The sequence below is a fragment of the Rhodococcus sp. NBC_00294 genome, assembly GCF_036163995.1.
GTDB lineage: Bacteria > Actinomycetota > Actinomycetes > Mycobacteriales > Mycobacteriaceae > Rhodococcoides.
The window spans coordinates 2,776,782-2,792,705 of the sequence record NZ_CP108043.1; the positions used below are offsets into that span (position 1 = coordinate 2,776,782).

Sequence of the window (15,924 nt, forward strand, 5' to 3'; positions counted from 1 at the left end):
GTGGAATAGGCTCGGCGGCATGGAGTCCAGTGGCGGCGTGCAGTCGGTCGAGCGCGCGTTCGACCTTCTCGAGATCATGGCCGGTGCGGGCGGGTCGGTCGGTGTCAGCGAGCTGGCCGAGGCGGCCGAGCTGCCGATGCCGACCATCCACCGTCTGCTCAAGACCCTGGTGGCGCTGGGATACGCACGCCGACTCCCGTCGCGCCGGTACGCCCTGGGGACACGGCTCATCGCCCTCGGTGAGCGATCCGCCAAGCTCATCGGCTCGTGGGCTCGTCCCTATCTGGCGGAGCTCGTGTCGATCACGCACGAGACGTCCAACATGGCGTTCCTCGAGGACGACATGGCCGTGTACGTCGCGCAGGTGCCGTCCGAGCATGCGATGCGCATGTTCAACGAGGTGGGTCAGCGCGTGTTCCCGCACAGCACCGGGGTGGGAAAGGCGTTGCTCGCGCAGCTACCCGACGAGGAGGTGCTCGCACTGCTCGCCCGGACGGGGATGGCGCCGAAGACGGTGAACACCCACACCACACCCGCGGCGCTCCTCGCAGATCTCGCCGTGATCCGCGAGCGCGGGTACTCCGTGGACGAGGGGGAGCAGGAGGTGGGGGTGCGGTGCTTCGCGGTTCCGGTGATCGGCGCCCCGACACTCACCGCGATCTCGATCGCGGGCCCGTCCGCCCGCGTCACCCCCGACACCGCGAACGACTATGTGCCACTGCTCGTCTCGGCCGCCGAACGACTGGCGAAGGACCTGGCCGCGGACGGTCTCGGTCGCCGCTGACTAGACTCGATCCATGGCTGAACTGTGGGTCGATCGCACCGGGACACGTCGTTACACCGGCAAGAGTTCGCGCGGTGCCGAAGTGCTCATCGGGTCCGAGGACGTCGAGGGTGTCTTCACTCCCGGTGAGCTGCTCAAGATCGCTCTCGCGGCGTGCACGGGCATGAGCTCCGACCGTCCCCTCGCCCGCCGGCTCGGTGACGACTACGACGCGACCGTCCGGGTGTCGGGCGTCGCCGATCGTGACGAGGAGCGCTACCCGCGGCTCGAGGAGGTGCTGACGGTCGACCTCAGCGCCCTCGATCCGGAGGCCAGGGAACGGTTGCTCACCGTCGTCACCAAGGCCGTCGACAAGGTGTGCACGGTGGGGCGCACGTTGAAGGCGGGCACCGAGGTGGACCTCCGTATCGAGGTCGAGGAGTGACGGCAGTCGACCTCGAACGGCTGAGCGCGTGGGTCCACGGCAGTGTCCAGGGCGTCGGTTTCCGCTGGTGGACGCGGTCGCGCGCGTTGGAACTCGGGCTCGTCGGATCAGCGACCAACACGTCCGACGGCCGGGTGCACGTGGTCGCCGAGGGAGATCGAGCGGATCTCGAGGCGCTGCTCGCCGCACTGCGATCGGGTGACACCCCGGGCTCGGTGACCACCGTGGTGGACAACTGGGAATCCGCGCGCGGCGGACTCGACGGGTTCGTCGAACGCTGAGAGAGCAGGGCTGGGTAGTCTGAACCGCCATGCACCTCAAGAGTCTGACGCTGAAGGGCTTCAAGTCCTTCGCCTCGGCGACGACTCTGCGTTTCGAGCCCGGCATCACCTGCGTCGTGGGGCCCAACGGATCGGGCAAGTCGAATGTCGTCGACGCCCTGACCTGGGTCATGGGGGAGCAGGGCGCGAAGGCGCTGCGCGGCGGCAAGATGGAGGACGTCATCTTCGCCGGCACGTCCGGCCGCGCCCCGCTGGGCCGGGCCGAGGTGACGCTGACCATCGACAACAGCGACGGCGCGCTGCCGATCGACTACTCCGAGGTCTCGATCACCCGCCGCATGTTCCGCGACGGTGCCGGCGAGTACGAGATCAACGGCAGCTCGTGCCGACTGATGGACGTCCAGGAACTGCTCAGCGACTCGGGTATCGGCCGTGAGATGCACGTCATCGTCGGTCAGGGTCGACTCGCCGCCATTCTCGAGTCGCGGCCGGAGGACCGTCGCGCCTTCATCGAGGAGGCCGCCGGCGTCCTCAAGCACCGCAAGCGCAAAGAGAAGGCCGTCCGCAAGCTCGACTCCATGCAGGCCAACCTCGCGCGTCTGACGGACCTCACCACCGAACTGCGTCGGCAGCTCAAGCCCCTGGGCCGACAGGCCGAGGTGGCCCGGCGCGCGCAGACCGTGCAGGCGGACCTCCGCGACGCGCGCCTGCGCATCGCCGCCGACGATCTGGTGACACGCCGGACCGAACTGGCGGAACAGTCGCACGACGAGACGAAGGCTCGCGAGGAGTACGCCGCGGTCCAGGACGCGTTGGCCGAGGGCGAGGCGGTGCTGGCCGAGGGCGAGCAGGACCTCGCGCGACTCACCCCGAGCGCGGAGGCGGCGGCGCAGACGTGGTTCCAGCTGTCCGCTCTCGCCGAGCGTGTCGGCGCCACCGTGCGCATCGCGACCGAGCGGGCACGTCACCTCGGTGACGAGCCGGAGGACCGCCGCGGTCCCGACCCGGACGAGCTCGAGCAGCGTGCGGACCGGGTCGCCGAGGAGGAGCTGCAGCTGACCGAGGCGGTGGAGTTCGCGCGCGCCACCCTCGATGCCGCGAGGGAGCAGCTCGCGGAACGGGAAGCGGCCGCGGCGGACGCGGAGCGCGCCCACGCCGCTGCCGTGCGCGCCGTCGCCGACCGCAGGGAGGGCCTCGCGCGGCTCTCCGGTCAGGTGGACGGGCTGCGCGCTCGGGCCGAGTCGTACGACACGGAGGTGGCCCGTCTCGCGACCGCGATCGAGGACGCGAGGCACCGCGGCGACGCCGCACAGGCCGAGTTCGACATCGTCCAGGAGAAGGTCGGCGAACTCGACGCCGGTGAGGCGGGACTGGACTCGCAGCACGAGAATGCTGTCGAGGCACTGGCCATCGCCGACGCCCGCGTCGCGGAACTGCAGACGGGAGAACGGGAGTCGAGCCAGCGAGTGGCATCGCTGCGCGCCCGGATCGACGCTCTCACGATGAACCTGGAACGCGGCGACGGCGGTGCGTGGCTGGGGGAGAAGCAACAGCACGGCGTCGTCGGCAGGTTGGGCGATCACCTCACCGTGCGGCCGGGGTACGAGGTGGCTGTGGCCGTGGCGCTGGGAGCCGCGGCCGACGCCGTGGTGGTCTCGTCGGTCGAGAACGCCCGCGAGGCGGTGTCGGCGCTCAAGAGCGAGGACGCCGGCCGCGCGGCGATCGTCTACCCCACGGGCGCGGCGTCCGAGGAGCGGACGATCGGCTCCGGCACCTCGATCCTGTCGGTGATCGAGGCGTCCGAGTCGGCGCGCGGCGCGCTCGCCTCGTTGTTGGCGGGCACCAGCGTCGTCGACACGCTGGAGGAGGCCACCGCCCTGGTCGAGGACAGCGCCGACGTGCGCGTCGTGACACGCGGCGGCGACCTGGTGGGGCGCGGGTGGATCACCGGTGGGTCGGACCGCCGACCCAGCACGCTCGAGGTGCAGGCGGCCATCGACGAGTCGGTGACCGAACTGGCGGCGACGGAGCGTCGGACCGAGGAACTCGCCGCGGCGCTGTCCGGGGCGCTCGCCGAACAGGCGGACCGCCGGGAGGCCGCCGATCAGGCGTTGGCCGCGCTCACGGAGTCCGACGCCGCGATGTCCGCGGTGTACGAGCAACTCGGCCGACTGGGCCAGGTCGCCCGTGTCGCGCATGCCGAGTCGACCCGGCTGCAGTCCCAGCGCGAACGGGCCGAGCATCAGCGGGACGAGGCGGTGACCGCGCTCGCCGAACTGGAGGAGCGCGTGCGCCGGGCCGAGGACGACCAGGGCGGCGACGCCGACGGGGACGGTGAGGCGGAGGAGTGGGCGCGGGCCCGCGAGGACGCTGCCGCAGCGGTCACCGAGGTGCGGTCCGTCGAGGTCGACGCCAGATTGTCCCTACGCACCGCCGAGGAGCGCGCCGACTCGGTCCGCGGCAAGGCCGACCAGCTCCGTCGGCAGGCACGGATGGAACGAGAAGGCCGTGCGCGGGCCGAGCGGGCACGGGCACGCCGCGTGCAGTCCGCTGCGGTGGCCGCCGCGGTCGCCGAGGCCGGGACTCGTGTCGCCGGACGGCTGGAGCGCGTCGTGGCGGACGCTGCCGTGCGCCGCGACGAACTGGCTCGCCGTCGTTCCGACCGAGCGGCCGAGCTGGACCGGACGCGGGAACAGGTTCGCGCCCTCGCCGCGCGCGCCACGCAGTTGACCGACGCGGTGCACCGCGACGAGGTGGCCAAGGCGCAGGCGGTGCTCCGCATCGAGCAGCTCGAACAGAACGTGGTGGAGCAGTTCTCCATCGCGCCCGACGACCTGATCGCCGAGTACGGACCCGACGTCACGCTGCCGCCGACCGACCTCGAGATGGCGGAGTACGAGCAGGCGAAGGAACGCGGCGAGCAGGTGGTGGCCCCGGCCCCGATGCCGTTCGACCGCGCGGAGCAGGAGCGCCGGGTCAAGCGTGCGGAGAAGGACCTCGCGACGCTGGGCAAGGTCAACCCGCTGGCTCTCGAGGAGTTCGCCGCCCTGGAGGAGCGCTACAACTTCCTGTCCACCCAGCTCGAGGACGTGAAGTCGGCGCGCAAGGATCTGTTGGGCGTGGTCGCGGACGTCGACGCCCGCATCCTGCAGGTGTTCACCGAGGCCTACGCCGACGTCGAGCGCGAGTTCGTCGGCGTCTTCGCCAAGCTCTTCCCGGGCGGTGAGGGCCGACTGGTACTGACCGACCCCTCGGACATGCTCACCACCGGCATCGAGGTCGAGGCCCGTCCGCCGGGCAAGAAGGTCAAGAGGTTGTCGCTGCTGTCCGGCGGCGAGAAGTCGCTCACCGCGGTCGCGATGCTCGTCGCCATCTTCCGGGCCCGGCCGTCCCCGTTCTACGTCATGGACGAGGTCGAGGCGGCGCTGGACGACACGAACCTCCGTCGCCTCATCGGCCTGTTCGAGCAGCTGCGGGAGAAGTCGCAGCTCATCGTCATCACGCACCAGAAACCCACCATGGAGGTGGCCGACGCGCTGTACGGCGTGAGCATGCGCGGCGACGGCATCACGACGGTGATCTCGCAGCGGTTGCCCAAGCGTGCCGTCCTCGAGCCCGCGGGGGAGGTGGCGACTCCCGAGCCACCGTCCTGACAGGATGGTCGACGTGACTACCGAACTGTGGATCGTCGTGGCGGCCGTCCTCGCACTGCTCGTCGTCGTTCTCGTCGTCGGGTTGGTGTTGCAGCGTCGTCGCCGCATCTCCCTGGCCCGTCCGGACACCACCGAGCAGGTCCGCGAGGTCGACCGATCGGGTGGCTACAAGGCCGGGACCGGATTCGACTTCTCGCAGGGCACGGCGGCTCCGCCCACGCCGGCGCCCCGGAAACCGATCCCCGAACCCACCCTCGAGCGCACCGACACCGACGATCAGCCGCGGGTCGGTGACGACGCGTCGGTTCCTCGCGACGCACCCAAGCGGGGCATCACCGACATCTCGCTGCCGGACCCGGTGCTCGACGAGCCCGCTCCGGCCACGGAGGCACCGCCTGTCGAGACCCCGCCCGTGGTCGTCCCTCCGGTGCAGGAGGAGACGCCCGCAGAACCGGCGAGCTCCGCTCCGGTGCTCGACGAGATCGAGCCCACGTCGGGCCGCCTCACCAAACTGCGCGGTCGACTGTCTCGATCGCAGAACGCCGTGGGCCGGTCGTTGCTCGGACTGCTCGGTGGCGGCGACCTCGACGAGGACTCGTGGGAGGAGGTCGAGGACACCCTCCTCGTCGCCGACCTGGGGAGTGCGGCGACCGCCGAGATCGTCGCGACGCTGCGTGAACAGATGGCCGTGCGCAACGTGCGGACGGAGCCCGAGGCCCGCGCCCTGCTGCGAGAGGTGCTGATCGAGCAGCTCACCCCGTCGTTCGACCGCTCGATCCGTGCGCTGCCGCACGGTGACCGGCCGTCGGTCCTGCTCGTCGTCGGCGTCAACGGCACCGGCAAGACCACGACGACCGGCAAGCTCGCCCGCGTCCTGGTGGCGGACGGTCGTCGGGTCGTGCTGGGCGCGGCCGACACCTTCCGCGCCGCGGCGGCCGACCAGCTGCAGACGTGGGCCGAGCGCGTGGGCGCCGAGGTGGTGCGCGGCAAGGAGGGCGCGGATCCGGCCGCCGTCGCGTTCGACGCCGTGACGCGCGGCATCGCCGACGGAGTCGATGCCGTGCTCATCGACACGGCGGGCCGACTGCACACCAAGACCGGACTGATGGACGAGCTGGGCAAGGTCAAGCGCGTCATCGAGAAGAAGGCGCCCGTCGACGACGTCCTGCTCGTGCTCGACGCGACCATCGGTCAGAACGGTCTCGCGCAGGCCCGGGTCTTCGCTCAGGTCGTCGACATCACCGGCGTCGTGCTGACCAAGCTGGACGGCACCGCCAAGGGCGGCATCGTGTTCCAGGTGCAGCGTGAACTCGGTGTCCCGGTGAAGCTCGTGGGCCTCGGTGAGGGCGCCGACGACCTCGCTCCGTTCGAGCCCGGCGCGTTCGTCGACGCTCTTCTGGGCTGATCGCGAGCCCCGCTCGGGCCGCCGAGAATTCGACTCTCGTCGAGTCCTCGGCGGCCGAACCGGGCGAAAAGACCGAGACGCAACACGGTCGCAACATGATTCGGCTGTGCGTTCACACCGACGAAACACCGCAGTGTCGTCGCCGAAACGTCGAGTGAGCACCCTTCTCCTCAGGTCGTCAGCCGCCATCGGCTGGGGCGAGGAAGAAGGAGGAGGCTCAAGGTGGATTTTCCCACTATCGGTGCGCCCGACACCGGTGACACCGCATGGATGCTGACAAGCGCGGCATTCGTGTTGCTCATGGTTCCGGGTCTTGCGTTCTTCTACGGCGGCATGGTCCGCGCGAAGAGCGTGCTGAACATGATCATGATGAGCATCAGCGCGATGGGCGTCGTCGGCGTTCTCTGGGTGCTGTACGGCTACTCGGTCACGTTCGGCGAGGACAAGGGCAACCTGATCGGTGACCCGTTCCAGTACTTCGGGCTCAAGGGCCTGATCGGCGGAACGTACCTCGCGTCCGAGGACGAGGCCGGTGTGCTCACCGATGCCGCGATCCCGCTCGTCGGCACCATCCCCGCGACCGTGTTCGTCTCCTTCCAGGCCATGTTCGCGATCCTGACGGTCGCGCTCATCTCCGGCGCTGTCGCGGACCGCATGCGCTTCGGTCCGTGGCTGCTGTTCGCCGGACTGTGGGCGACCCTCGTCTACTTCCCGGTCGCGCACTGGGTCTTCTCCTTCGACGAGGTCACCACCACGACCGGTGGCTGGATCGCCAACAAGCTCGCGGCGGTCGACTTCGCCGGCGGTACCGCCGTCCACATCAACGCGGGTGCCGCGGGTCTGGTGCTCGCCGTCATCCTGGGCAAGCGCAAGGGATGGCCGGGTACTCCGTTCCGCCCCCACAACCTGCCGTTCGTCATGCTGGGTGCCGGCCTCCTCTGGTTCGGTTGGTTCGGCTTCAACGCCGGTTCCGCCGTCGGCTCCAACGGCATCGCCGGTGCCACCTTCGTCACCACCATCGCGGCCACGGCCGCAGCCATGCTGGCCTGGCTCCTCACGGAGCGCATCCGTGACGGGCACGCGACGAGTCTCGGTGGTGCATCGGGCATCGTCGCCGGACTCGTGGCCATCACCCCGGCCTGCTCCTCGGTCAACATCCTCGGTGCACTCGTCATCGGCGTCGTCGCCGGTGTGCTCTGCGCACTGGCCGTCGGCCTGAAGTTCAAGTTCGGTTTCGACGACTCGCTCGACGTCGTCGGCGTCCACCTCGTCGGCGGTCTGGTGGGCACGCTGCTCGTCGGACTGGTCGCCACCTCCGAGGCACCGGCCGGTGTCGAGGGGCTGTTCTACGGCGGCGGATTCGACCAGCTGTGGCGTCAGGCAGTCGGTGCCGGCGCGGTGCTGCTCTACTCTCTGGTGGGTACGACCATCGTCGCGCTCATCGTCAAGTACACCGTGGGCCTCCGGATCGACGACGATGGTGAATCCATGGGAGCCGACGAATCGGAACATGCCGAGACCGCCTACGACTTTGCGGCACTCGGTGGGTCAACACTGGGACGCGTTCCCAGCAAGGAGGCGTGAGACATGAAGTTGATCACTGCAATCGTCAAGCCGTTCACTCTCGAGGACGTCAAGACGGCTCTCGAGCAGGCAGGCGTTCTCGGTATGACCGTGAGCGAGGTACAGGGGTACGGCCGACAGAAGGGCCACACCGAGGTCTACCGCGGTGCCGAGTACTCCGTGGACTTCGTTCCCAAGGTGCGCGTCGAGGTCGTCGTGGACGATGCGGCCGTGGACAAGGTCGTCGAGGTCATCGTCGAGGCAGCCCGTACCGGCAAGATCGGTGACGGCAAGGTCTGGGTCTCGCCCGTGGAGGCCGTCGTGCGCGTGCGCACCGGCGAGCGTGGCTCCGACGCTCTCTAGTTCCCGTCAGTCCGGCCGCGGATCCGCCTCGTTCGACGGGGCGGATCCGCGGCCGATCTGTTTCTCGGCGACACGACACCAGAAGGAGTGAGCCCCGTGGGAGGTTCCGAAGCAGCGGCGGATCTCGTCCGAGCGCGCGAGCAACTGCTCGCCGGCCAGGGCCGGAATCGACGACTGGACGCGACGGCGCTGCGCCAGGCGCTCGTCGATCTCCACGAGTTCTGGCTGACCACCAAGGGTTCCGAGGTGGGTATCAAGCCGGACAGCGGATTCGCCATCGTCGCCGTCGGCGGGCTGGGTCGTCGCGAGATGCTGCCGTACTCGGACCTGGACCTGGTGCTGTTGCACGACGATCTCGATCCCGCGCTCGTCAGCAGTGTGGCCGACCAACTCTGGTACCCGCTGTGGGACGCGCACATCAAGCTCGATCACAGTGTCCGCACGGTTCCGCAGGCTCTGGACGTGGCCGCCCACGACATGACCGCGGCCCTCGGTCTGCTCGACGCCCGACACATCGTGGGCGACGCCGAACTCAGTTCGATGTTGATCGACGGGATCCGGCGTCAGTGGCGCATCGGGATCCGCGATCGGTTCGACGAGTTGCACGCGCTGACCCGCACTCGCTGGGGGCGTAGCGGCGAGATCGCCCACCGGGCCGAGCCCGATCTCAAGAGTGGACGCGGCGGACTGCGCGACGTGCAGCTGCTCGACGCGCTCTCCATCGCGCAGCTCACCGACGCGATGCCGGGCCTCGGGCCCGAATCACCGGGCGGTGGACTGGATTTCGCTCACCGACGGATCCTCGACGTCCGTACCGAGCTGCACCGGGTGGCGGGCCGTGCCCGTGATCAGCTGCGAGCGCAGGACGCGGACGAGATCGCCGCCGCGCTCCGAATCGGCGATCGGTTCGATCTCGCACGCGTACTGAGTGATTCGGCGCGCACCATCGTCTACTCGACGGACGTGGGCCTGCGTACCGCCGGGAATGCCATACCGCGACGCGGACTCTCGCGTCTCCGCCGGGTACCTGTGCGTCGGCCCCTGGACGAGGGGGTCGTCGAGCACGCCGGCGAGGTGGTGCTGGCGCGGGACGCCCGCCCCAACAAGGATCCGGGACTGATCATGCGTGTCGCAGCGGCCTCCGCGGTGACAGGGATGCCGATGTCCGCGTCGACCCTGGGCCGGCTGTCCGACAGTGCACCGGAACTGCGCGAGCCGTGGCCGAAGGAGGCACTGAACGACCTGCTGGTGGTCCTCGGATCCGGCCGCCGCGCCATCGACGCGATCGAGGCTCTGGACCGGACGGGCCTGTGGGGGCGTCTGCTTCCCGAGTGGGGGGCGGTGCGCGACCTGCCGCCGCGCGACGCCGTGCACACCTGGACCGTGGATCGCCATCTCGTCGAGACCGCCGCTCACGCGAGCGGTTTCACCACCCGGGTCGCGAGGCCCGACCTGCTGGTCCTCGGGGCACTGCTGCACGACATCGGCAAGGGCCGCGGGGGAGACCACAGCATCGTCGGCGCGGATCTGGCCACGCAGGTGGGCAAGCGGCTCGGTCTGTGGCCGTCGGACGTCCGGCTGCTCGAGGCGATGGTGCGCCACCATCTGCTCCTGCCGGACACCGCGACCCGACGCGACCTGGACGATCCCGCGACGGTGCAGCGGGTGGTCGACGCGCTGGACGGCGATCCGATCCTGCTCGAACTCCTGCACGCGCTGGCCGAGGCGGACTCGCTCGCGACGGGACCCGGTGTCTGGGGGGACTGGAAGTCCTCGCTCATCGGTGAGCTCGTGCGGCGCTGCCGCATGATCATGGCCGGTGAATCACTGCCGACGCCCGATCCGATCGACGCGGCGCTCGCGGCCCGCGCCGCCGAGGGCGGAGTCGACGTCGATCTGCAGCCGTCGGACAGTCCGCACACGTTCGAGGTGACGGTGACCGCGCCGGACAGGCTCGGCCTGCTGTCCAACGCGTCGGGCGTGCTCGCTCTGGCCGCGCTGCGGGTGCTGTCCGCGTCCGTGGTCAGCGCGAACGGGTTCGCGATCAACCGCTTCGTCGTCACGCCCACTTTCGGGGCGCCGCCCCAGCCCGGCCTGCTGCGCCAGGAGCTCATCCGGGCACTCGACGGGGACCTCGACCTGCTCGCGCAACTCGACCTCAAGGAGGCCGGGGCACGGATCGCCGCGTCGGACGGCGATCTCGGAGCGCTCGACTCGTCGGAGGTGCTGCTGTACGCGCAGGCGCCGCCGCGGGTGCTGTGGTTCGACGGTCCGGACGGTGACTCCGTGATCGTGGAGGTCCGCGCCGAGGATCGGCTCGGGCTGCTGTGCCGGCTCTCGTCCGTCTTCGAGAAGCACGGTGCCGACGTGCGCTGGGCCAAGGTCACCACCCGCGGATCCTCGGTGGTGGACGCGTTCTGCGTCGACACCAGCGGGGCGTCGGAGGGCGGCGCCGGATCGCGGGCACAGCGCGAGGAGCTCGAACGCGCGCTGCTGGCCGTCGTCCCCGCCCTGCGTCCGAAGGAGCCCGAGTCGGACGACTGAGGTACGCGTCGGGCCGGGCCACCGCCGGGTCGATCGACCGTTAGTCTGGTCGACGGAGTCTTCACTTCTCTCGCGATGTTCAGGAGTATCGGTGTTCGAATCACTGTCCGACAGATTGACCGGAAGCCTCAAGGATCTGAGAGGCAAGGGTCGGCTCTCGGGCGCCGACATCGATGCGGTGTGCCGCGAGATCCGCCTGGCACTGCTCGACGCCGACGTCGCGCTGCCGGTCGTGCGCGCTTTCATCACTCGGATCAAGGAGCGCGCGAAGGGCGCCGAGGTCTCCGCTGCTCTCAACCCCGCGCAGCAGGTCGTCAAGATCGTCAACGACGAGCTCGTCGGCATCCTCGGTGGCGAGACTCGGCGGGTGGAGTTCGCGAAGAACCCGCCGACCGTCATCATGCTGGCCGGTCTGCAGGGCTCCGGTAAGACGACACTCGCCGGCAAGCTCGCCAAGTGGCTCAAGGACCAGAACCACACCCCGCTCCTCGTGGCCTGCGACCTCCAGCGCCCCGGTGCGGTGAGTCAGCTCCAGATCGTCGGCGAGCGTGCGGGCGCCGCCGTCTTCGCGCCGCATCCGGGCACGTCGATCGGCGGCGGCGAGAATGCCCTCGGCGTGACCGCGGCCGATCCGGTGGAGGTCGCTCGCGCCGGTGTCGCGGAGGCCAGGGCCAAGCAGTACGACGTCGTCATCGTCGACACCGCGGGCCGTCTCGGTATCGACACCGAGCTCATGGGCCAGGCCGCCGGTATCCGCGACGCGACGAACCCCGACGAGATCCTGTTCGTGCTCGACGCGATGATCGGCCAGGACGCCGTCAGCACGGCGCAGGCCTTCCAGGACGGTGTCGGCTTCACCGGCGTCGTGCTGACCAAGCTCGACGGCGACGCCCGCGGTGGCGCCGCGCTGAGCGTCCGCGAGGTCACCGGTCGACCGATCATGTTCGCGTCGACGGGCGAGAAGCTCGAGGACTTCGAGATCTTCCACCCGGATCGCATGGCGAGCCGCATCCTCGGCATGGGCGACCTGCTCAGCCTCATCGAGCAGGCCGAGACCGTCTTCGACGCGAAGCAGGCGGAGGACACCGCCGCGAAGATCGGGTCCGGCCAGTTGACGCTCGAGGACTTCCTCGAGCAGATGATGGCGATCCGCAAGATGGGACCGATCGGCAACCTGCTCGGCATGCTGCCCGGTGCCGGTCAGATGAAGGACGCCCTCGCGTCGGTGGACGACAAGCAGCTCGACCGCGTGCAGGCCATCATCCGCGGTATGACACCCGCCGAGCGGGCCGATCCGAAGATGATCAACGCCTCCCGTCGTCTGCGCATCGCCAACGGTTCCGGTGTGAAGGTCTCCGACGTCAACCAGCTCGTCGACCGCTTCTTCGAGGCCCGCAAGATGATGGCGTCGATGGCCGGCCGCATGGGCATGCCCGGCGCGCGCAAGCAGGTTCAGCGCAGCAACAAGAAGGGCAAGAAGGGGAAGAAGGGCGGTCGCGGACCCACACCGCCGAAGGGCGTGCGGGGAGGCTTCCCCGGTATGCCGGGCGGAATGCCCGCGGGGATGCCCGATCTGTCCTCGATGCCGAAGGGCCTCGACCAGCTTCCGCCGGGCCTCGAGGGCATCGACCTGTCGCAGCTGAAGCTCCCCAAGAAGTAGGGCGGAGCACGCGGTGCGCATCTCGCCGAGTCTGCATCTGCGCGGCGTCGTGCTGCCCGGCCACGACGAGGTGGACGTCTGGGTGCGAGACGGCCTCATCTCACTGGATCCGGTTCCCGGTGCCACCACGGTGGCGCGGGGCGGCTGGATCGTTCCGGGTCTCGTCGACGCGCACTGCCATGTCGGTATCACGTACGGCGGCGGGCACGAGGATCACGACGGCACCGTCGCGCAGGCCACCACCGAGCGCGAGGTGGGTGCGCTGCTGCTGCGTGACGCGGGATCGCCCGTCGACACCCGCGCACTCGACGACCACGAGGATCTGCCGCGCATCATCCGTGCGGGTCGGCACATCGCGATGCCCAAGCGCTACATTCCCGGCCTCGCCGTCGATCTCGAGGACGAGTCGCAACTGCCCGAGGCCGTGGCTCAGCAGGCGCGCCTCGGCGACGGGTGGGTCAAGCTGGTCGGCGACTGGATCGACCGCGAGGTCGGCGACCTCGCACCCTTGTGGGACGACGCGGTCCTGCGCCGGGCCATCGACGCCGCCCACGCCGAGGGCGCCCGGGTCACTGCGCACGTCTTCGGCGAGGACGCGCTGCCCGGGCTGATCGGTGCCGGCATCGACTGCATCGAACACGGCACCGGCCTGACCGACGAGACCATCGAGATGATGGTCGAGCACGGAACCGCACTGGTGCCCACGCTCATCAACATCGAGACCTTTCCGTCGATCGCCGACTCGGCCACCCGCTATCCGCGCTACGCCGATCACATGCGCGATCTGCACGCCCGAGTGGCGGACACGGTGGGGCGCGCGCACGACGCCGGAGTCCCGATCTACGCGGGCACCGACGCGGGCGGCAGCATCGAGCACGGGCGGGTGGCCGACGAGGTGGCGGCGCTGGTGGGCGTGGGCCTGTCGCCGACCGACGCCCTGGGTGCGGCCAGTTGGACGGCGCGGCGGTGGCTCGGGCGTGCGGGCATCGAGCACGGCGCACCCGCGGATCTGGTGTTCTACTCCACGGACCCACGAACCGGGCCGGACGTCCTGTCGGCGCCGGACGTGGTGGTGTTGCGCGGCCGGATCTGGTGACCGGGCTGGGATTATGACGCTCGGGCGGTGTCTGGCAGAATAAGTCGCTGTTCGCCCGTCTCCGGTTCCGTACCGAGCGGCGGTCACAACACCCATCCACCGCAAAACCGGGTGCGCATGCCGTGCGCATCGCTGAATTGCGCCGTGACCAGCGGTCGCGTCCCGCGACCACATCGAAAGAGGCTTCGTTTCACATGGCAGTCAAGATCAAGCTCACCCGTCTCGGCAAGATCCGCAACCCGCAGTACCGCGTCGTCATCGCCGACGCGCGTACCCGTCGCGGTGGCCGTGCCATCGAGACCGTCGGCAAGTACCACCCGAAGGAAGAGCCGTCGCTGATCGAGATCGATTCCGATCGCGTGCAGCACTGGCTGAGCGTGGGCGCACAGCCCACCGAGCCCGTCGAGGCACTCCTCAAGATCACCGGTGACTGGCAGAAGTTCAAGGGCCTGCCGGGCGCCGAGGGCACGCTCCGCGTCAAGGAGCCGAAGCCGTCCAAGCTGGACCTGTTCAACGCTGCGCTCGCCGCCGCCGACAACGAGCCCGTCGCCGAGGCCACCACGCCGAAGAAGAAGAAGGCCGCCAAGGCCGACGACGCCGAGAGCGCACCGGCAGACGAGACCGCCGACGCCACCGCCGAGTCCACCGAGAAGTAGGACCCACCTGTGAGCACCATGGTCGCCGACGCCGTCGAGCATCTGGTTCGCGGCATCGTGTCCAATCCGGACGACGTTCGTGTCGAGATGATCACCGGTCGCCGTGGCCGGACCGTCGAGGTGCACGTGCACCCCGACGATCTGGGCAAGGTCATCGGCCGTGGCGGTCGTACCGCCACCGCGCTCCGTACCCTCGTCTCGGGTATCGGCGGCCGTGGGATCCGTGTCGACGTCGTCGACACCGATCGCTGATCACCGACGTGGAGCTCGTCGTGGGCCGCGTGGCCAAGTCGCACGGCATCAAGGGCGAGGTCGTCGTGGAGGTCCGCACGGACGATCCTGACGAGCGGTTCGCTCCGGGATCCGTTCTGCACGGCCGTGCGCGTCGCGACGACAGCACGACCGACTACACGGTGGAAGCCGCCCGGGAGCATTCCGGGCGGCTTCTGCTGCGTCTGAAGGGAATCGACGATCGCAGTACCGCCGACGCGATGCGCGGCACCCTGTTCGTCGTCGACACCGCGGATCTACCCCCGTCCGACGATCCGGACGAGTTCTACGACCACGAGCTCGAGGGCATGACGGTGCAGTTCGCTCCGGATCACCAGTCGGCGGGCACGGTGATCGGCACGGTCAGCGAGGTGCTGCACTCCGCTGCGGGGGAGTTGCTGTCGATCACGCCGGCCGACGAGAACGTCGGCCGCGAACTGCTCGTACCGTTCGTGTCCGCGATCGTGGTGTCGGTCTCCCGCGAGACGCGGACCGTCGAGATCGACCCGCCCGAAGGGCTTCTGGACGGCGAGTGACCATGCGTATCGACGTGGTGACGATCTTCCCCGAGTACCTCGAGCCCATGCGTACCGCGCTGCTGGGCAAGGCCGTGCAGAACGGTCTGGTGACCCTCGGTGTCCACGACCTCCGGGACTGGACACACGACGTGCACAAGGCGGTCGACGACTCGCCCTACGGCGGCGGCCCCGGCATGGTCATGAAGCCGACGGTGTGGGGAGACGCGTTGGACGACGTCATGCGCGACGCCGACCCGATCCTGGTGGTGCCCACGCCCGCCGGAGTGCCCTTCACCCAGCGCACCGCCGAGAGATGGTCACGCGAGGATCATCTGGTGTTCGCATGCGGCCGTTACGAGGGCATCGATCAGCGAGTCTTCGACGACGCGGCGACCCGGGTGCGCGTCGAGGAAGTCAGCATCGGGGACTATGTGCTCATCGGCGGCGAGGCCGCGGTGCTGGTGATGACCGAGGCCGTGACGCGGCTGCTGCCCGGCGTCCTGGGCAATCAGCTCTCGCACCAACAGGACTCGTTCTCCGACGGTCTCCTCGAGGGGCCGGGATACACCCGACCGGCCACGTGGCGCGGCCTGGACGTGCCGCCGGTCCTGTTGTCCGGCAACCACTCCCGCATCGAACAGTGGCGGCGGGAACAGTCGCTCGAGCGTACCGCTCAGCGCCGGCCCGACCTCCTGCCCTGACGCGAT

14 protein-coding genes are annotated in these 15,924 nt (G+C 69.6%); all 14 read left to right on the forward strand.

Going from position 1 to position 15,924, the window contains the following annotated elements; all coding sequences use genetic code 11:
- Positions 1–19: 19 nt before the first annotated feature.
- The 14 genes from OHB23_RS13025 to trmD all read left to right on the forward strand — a co-directional run bounded on the left by OHB23_RS13025 (position 20) and on the right by trmD (position 15,918).
- The gene (locus OHB23_RS13025) at positions 20–784 is read left to right on the forward strand and encodes an IclR family transcriptional regulator (RefSeq protein WP_027505003.1); all 765 of its coding nucleotides are present in this window, start codon (positions 20–22) and stop codon (positions 782–784) included.
- Between the two features lie 13 nt (positions 785–797).
- Positions 798–1,208 (forward strand): OsmC family protein, encoded by a 411-nt coding sequence (locus OHB23_RS13030; RefSeq protein WP_027505004.1) that lies wholly within the window; start codon positions 798–800, stop codon positions 1,206–1,208.
- Positions 1,205–1,489 (forward strand): acylphosphatase, encoded by a 285-nt coding sequence (locus tag OHB23_RS13035; protein WP_027505005.1) that lies wholly within the window; start codon positions 1,205–1,207, stop codon positions 1,487–1,489. Before OHB23_RS13030 ends, OHB23_RS13035 begins: the two co-directional genes overlap by 4 nt.
- A 29-nt stretch (positions 1,490–1,518) precedes the next feature.
- The gene (smc, locus tag OHB23_RS13040; protein WP_307092616.1) at positions 1,519–5,142 is read left to right on the forward strand and encodes a chromosome segregation protein SMC; all 3,624 of its coding nucleotides are present in this window, start codon (positions 1,519–1,521) and stop codon (positions 5,140–5,142) included.
- Between the two features lie 4 nt (positions 5,143–5,146).
- Positions 5,147–6,547, forward strand: a complete 1,401-nt coding sequence (gene ftsY / locus OHB23_RS13045; RefSeq protein WP_328809676.1) for a signal recognition particle-docking protein FtsY — start codon at positions 5,147–5,149, stop codon at positions 6,545–6,547.
- 222 nt (positions 6,548–6,769) lie between these two features.
- Positions 6,770–8,131, forward strand: coding sequence for an ammonium transporter (locus OHB23_RS13050; protein WP_027505008.1), 1,362 nt, complete (start codon positions 6,770–6,772; stop codon positions 8,129–8,131).
- 3 nt (positions 8,132–8,134) lie between these two features.
- On the forward strand, positions 8,135–8,473 hold the full coding sequence (locus tag OHB23_RS13055) for a P-II family nitrogen regulator (RefSeq protein WP_027505009.1): 339 nt from the start codon (positions 8,135–8,137) through the stop codon (positions 8,471–8,473).
- Positions 8,474–8,530: 57 nt separating this feature from the next.
- Positions 8,531–11,017, forward strand: coding sequence for a [protein-PII] uridylyltransferase (locus OHB23_RS13060; protein ID WP_328811639.1), 2,487 nt, complete (start codon positions 8,531–8,533; stop codon positions 11,015–11,017).
- Between the two features lie 91 nt (positions 11,018–11,108).
- Positions 11,109–12,677, forward strand: a complete 1,569-nt coding sequence (ffh, locus tag OHB23_RS13065) for a signal recognition particle protein (RefSeq protein ID WP_056445067.1) — start codon at positions 11,109–11,111, stop codon at positions 12,675–12,677.
- A gap of 31 nt (positions 12,678–12,708) precedes the next feature.
- The gene (locus tag OHB23_RS13070; RefSeq protein WP_328811640.1) at positions 12,709–13,773 is read left to right on the forward strand and encodes an amidohydrolase family protein; all 1,065 of its coding nucleotides are present in this window, start codon (positions 12,709–12,711) and stop codon (positions 13,771–13,773) included.
- A 194-nt stretch (positions 13,774–13,967) separates the two neighbouring features.
- Positions 13,968–14,429 (forward strand): 30S ribosomal protein S16, encoded by a 462-nt coding sequence (gene rpsP, locus OHB23_RS13075; protein WP_027505018.1) that lies wholly within the window; start codon positions 13,968–13,970, stop codon positions 14,427–14,429.
- A gap of 9 nt (positions 14,430–14,438) precedes the next feature.
- Complete coding sequence (locus OHB23_RS13080; protein WP_027505019.1) at positions 14,439–14,681, forward strand: RNA-binding protein; 243 nt, start codon at positions 14,439–14,441, stop codon at positions 14,679–14,681.
- A gap of 8 nt (positions 14,682–14,689) precedes the next feature.
- Positions 14,690–15,235: a ribosome maturation factor RimM gene (gene rimM, locus OHB23_RS13085; protein WP_328809677.1), complete on the forward strand. Its 546-nt coding sequence runs from the start codon at positions 14,690–14,692 to the stop codon at positions 15,233–15,235.
- A gap of 2 nt (positions 15,236–15,237) precedes the next feature.
- Positions 15,238–15,918, forward strand: a complete 681-nt coding sequence (trmD, locus tag OHB23_RS13090) for a tRNA (guanosine(37)-N1)-methyltransferase TrmD (RefSeq protein WP_056445343.1) — start codon at positions 15,238–15,240, stop codon at positions 15,916–15,918.
- Positions 15,919–15,924: the final 6 nt, after the last annotated feature.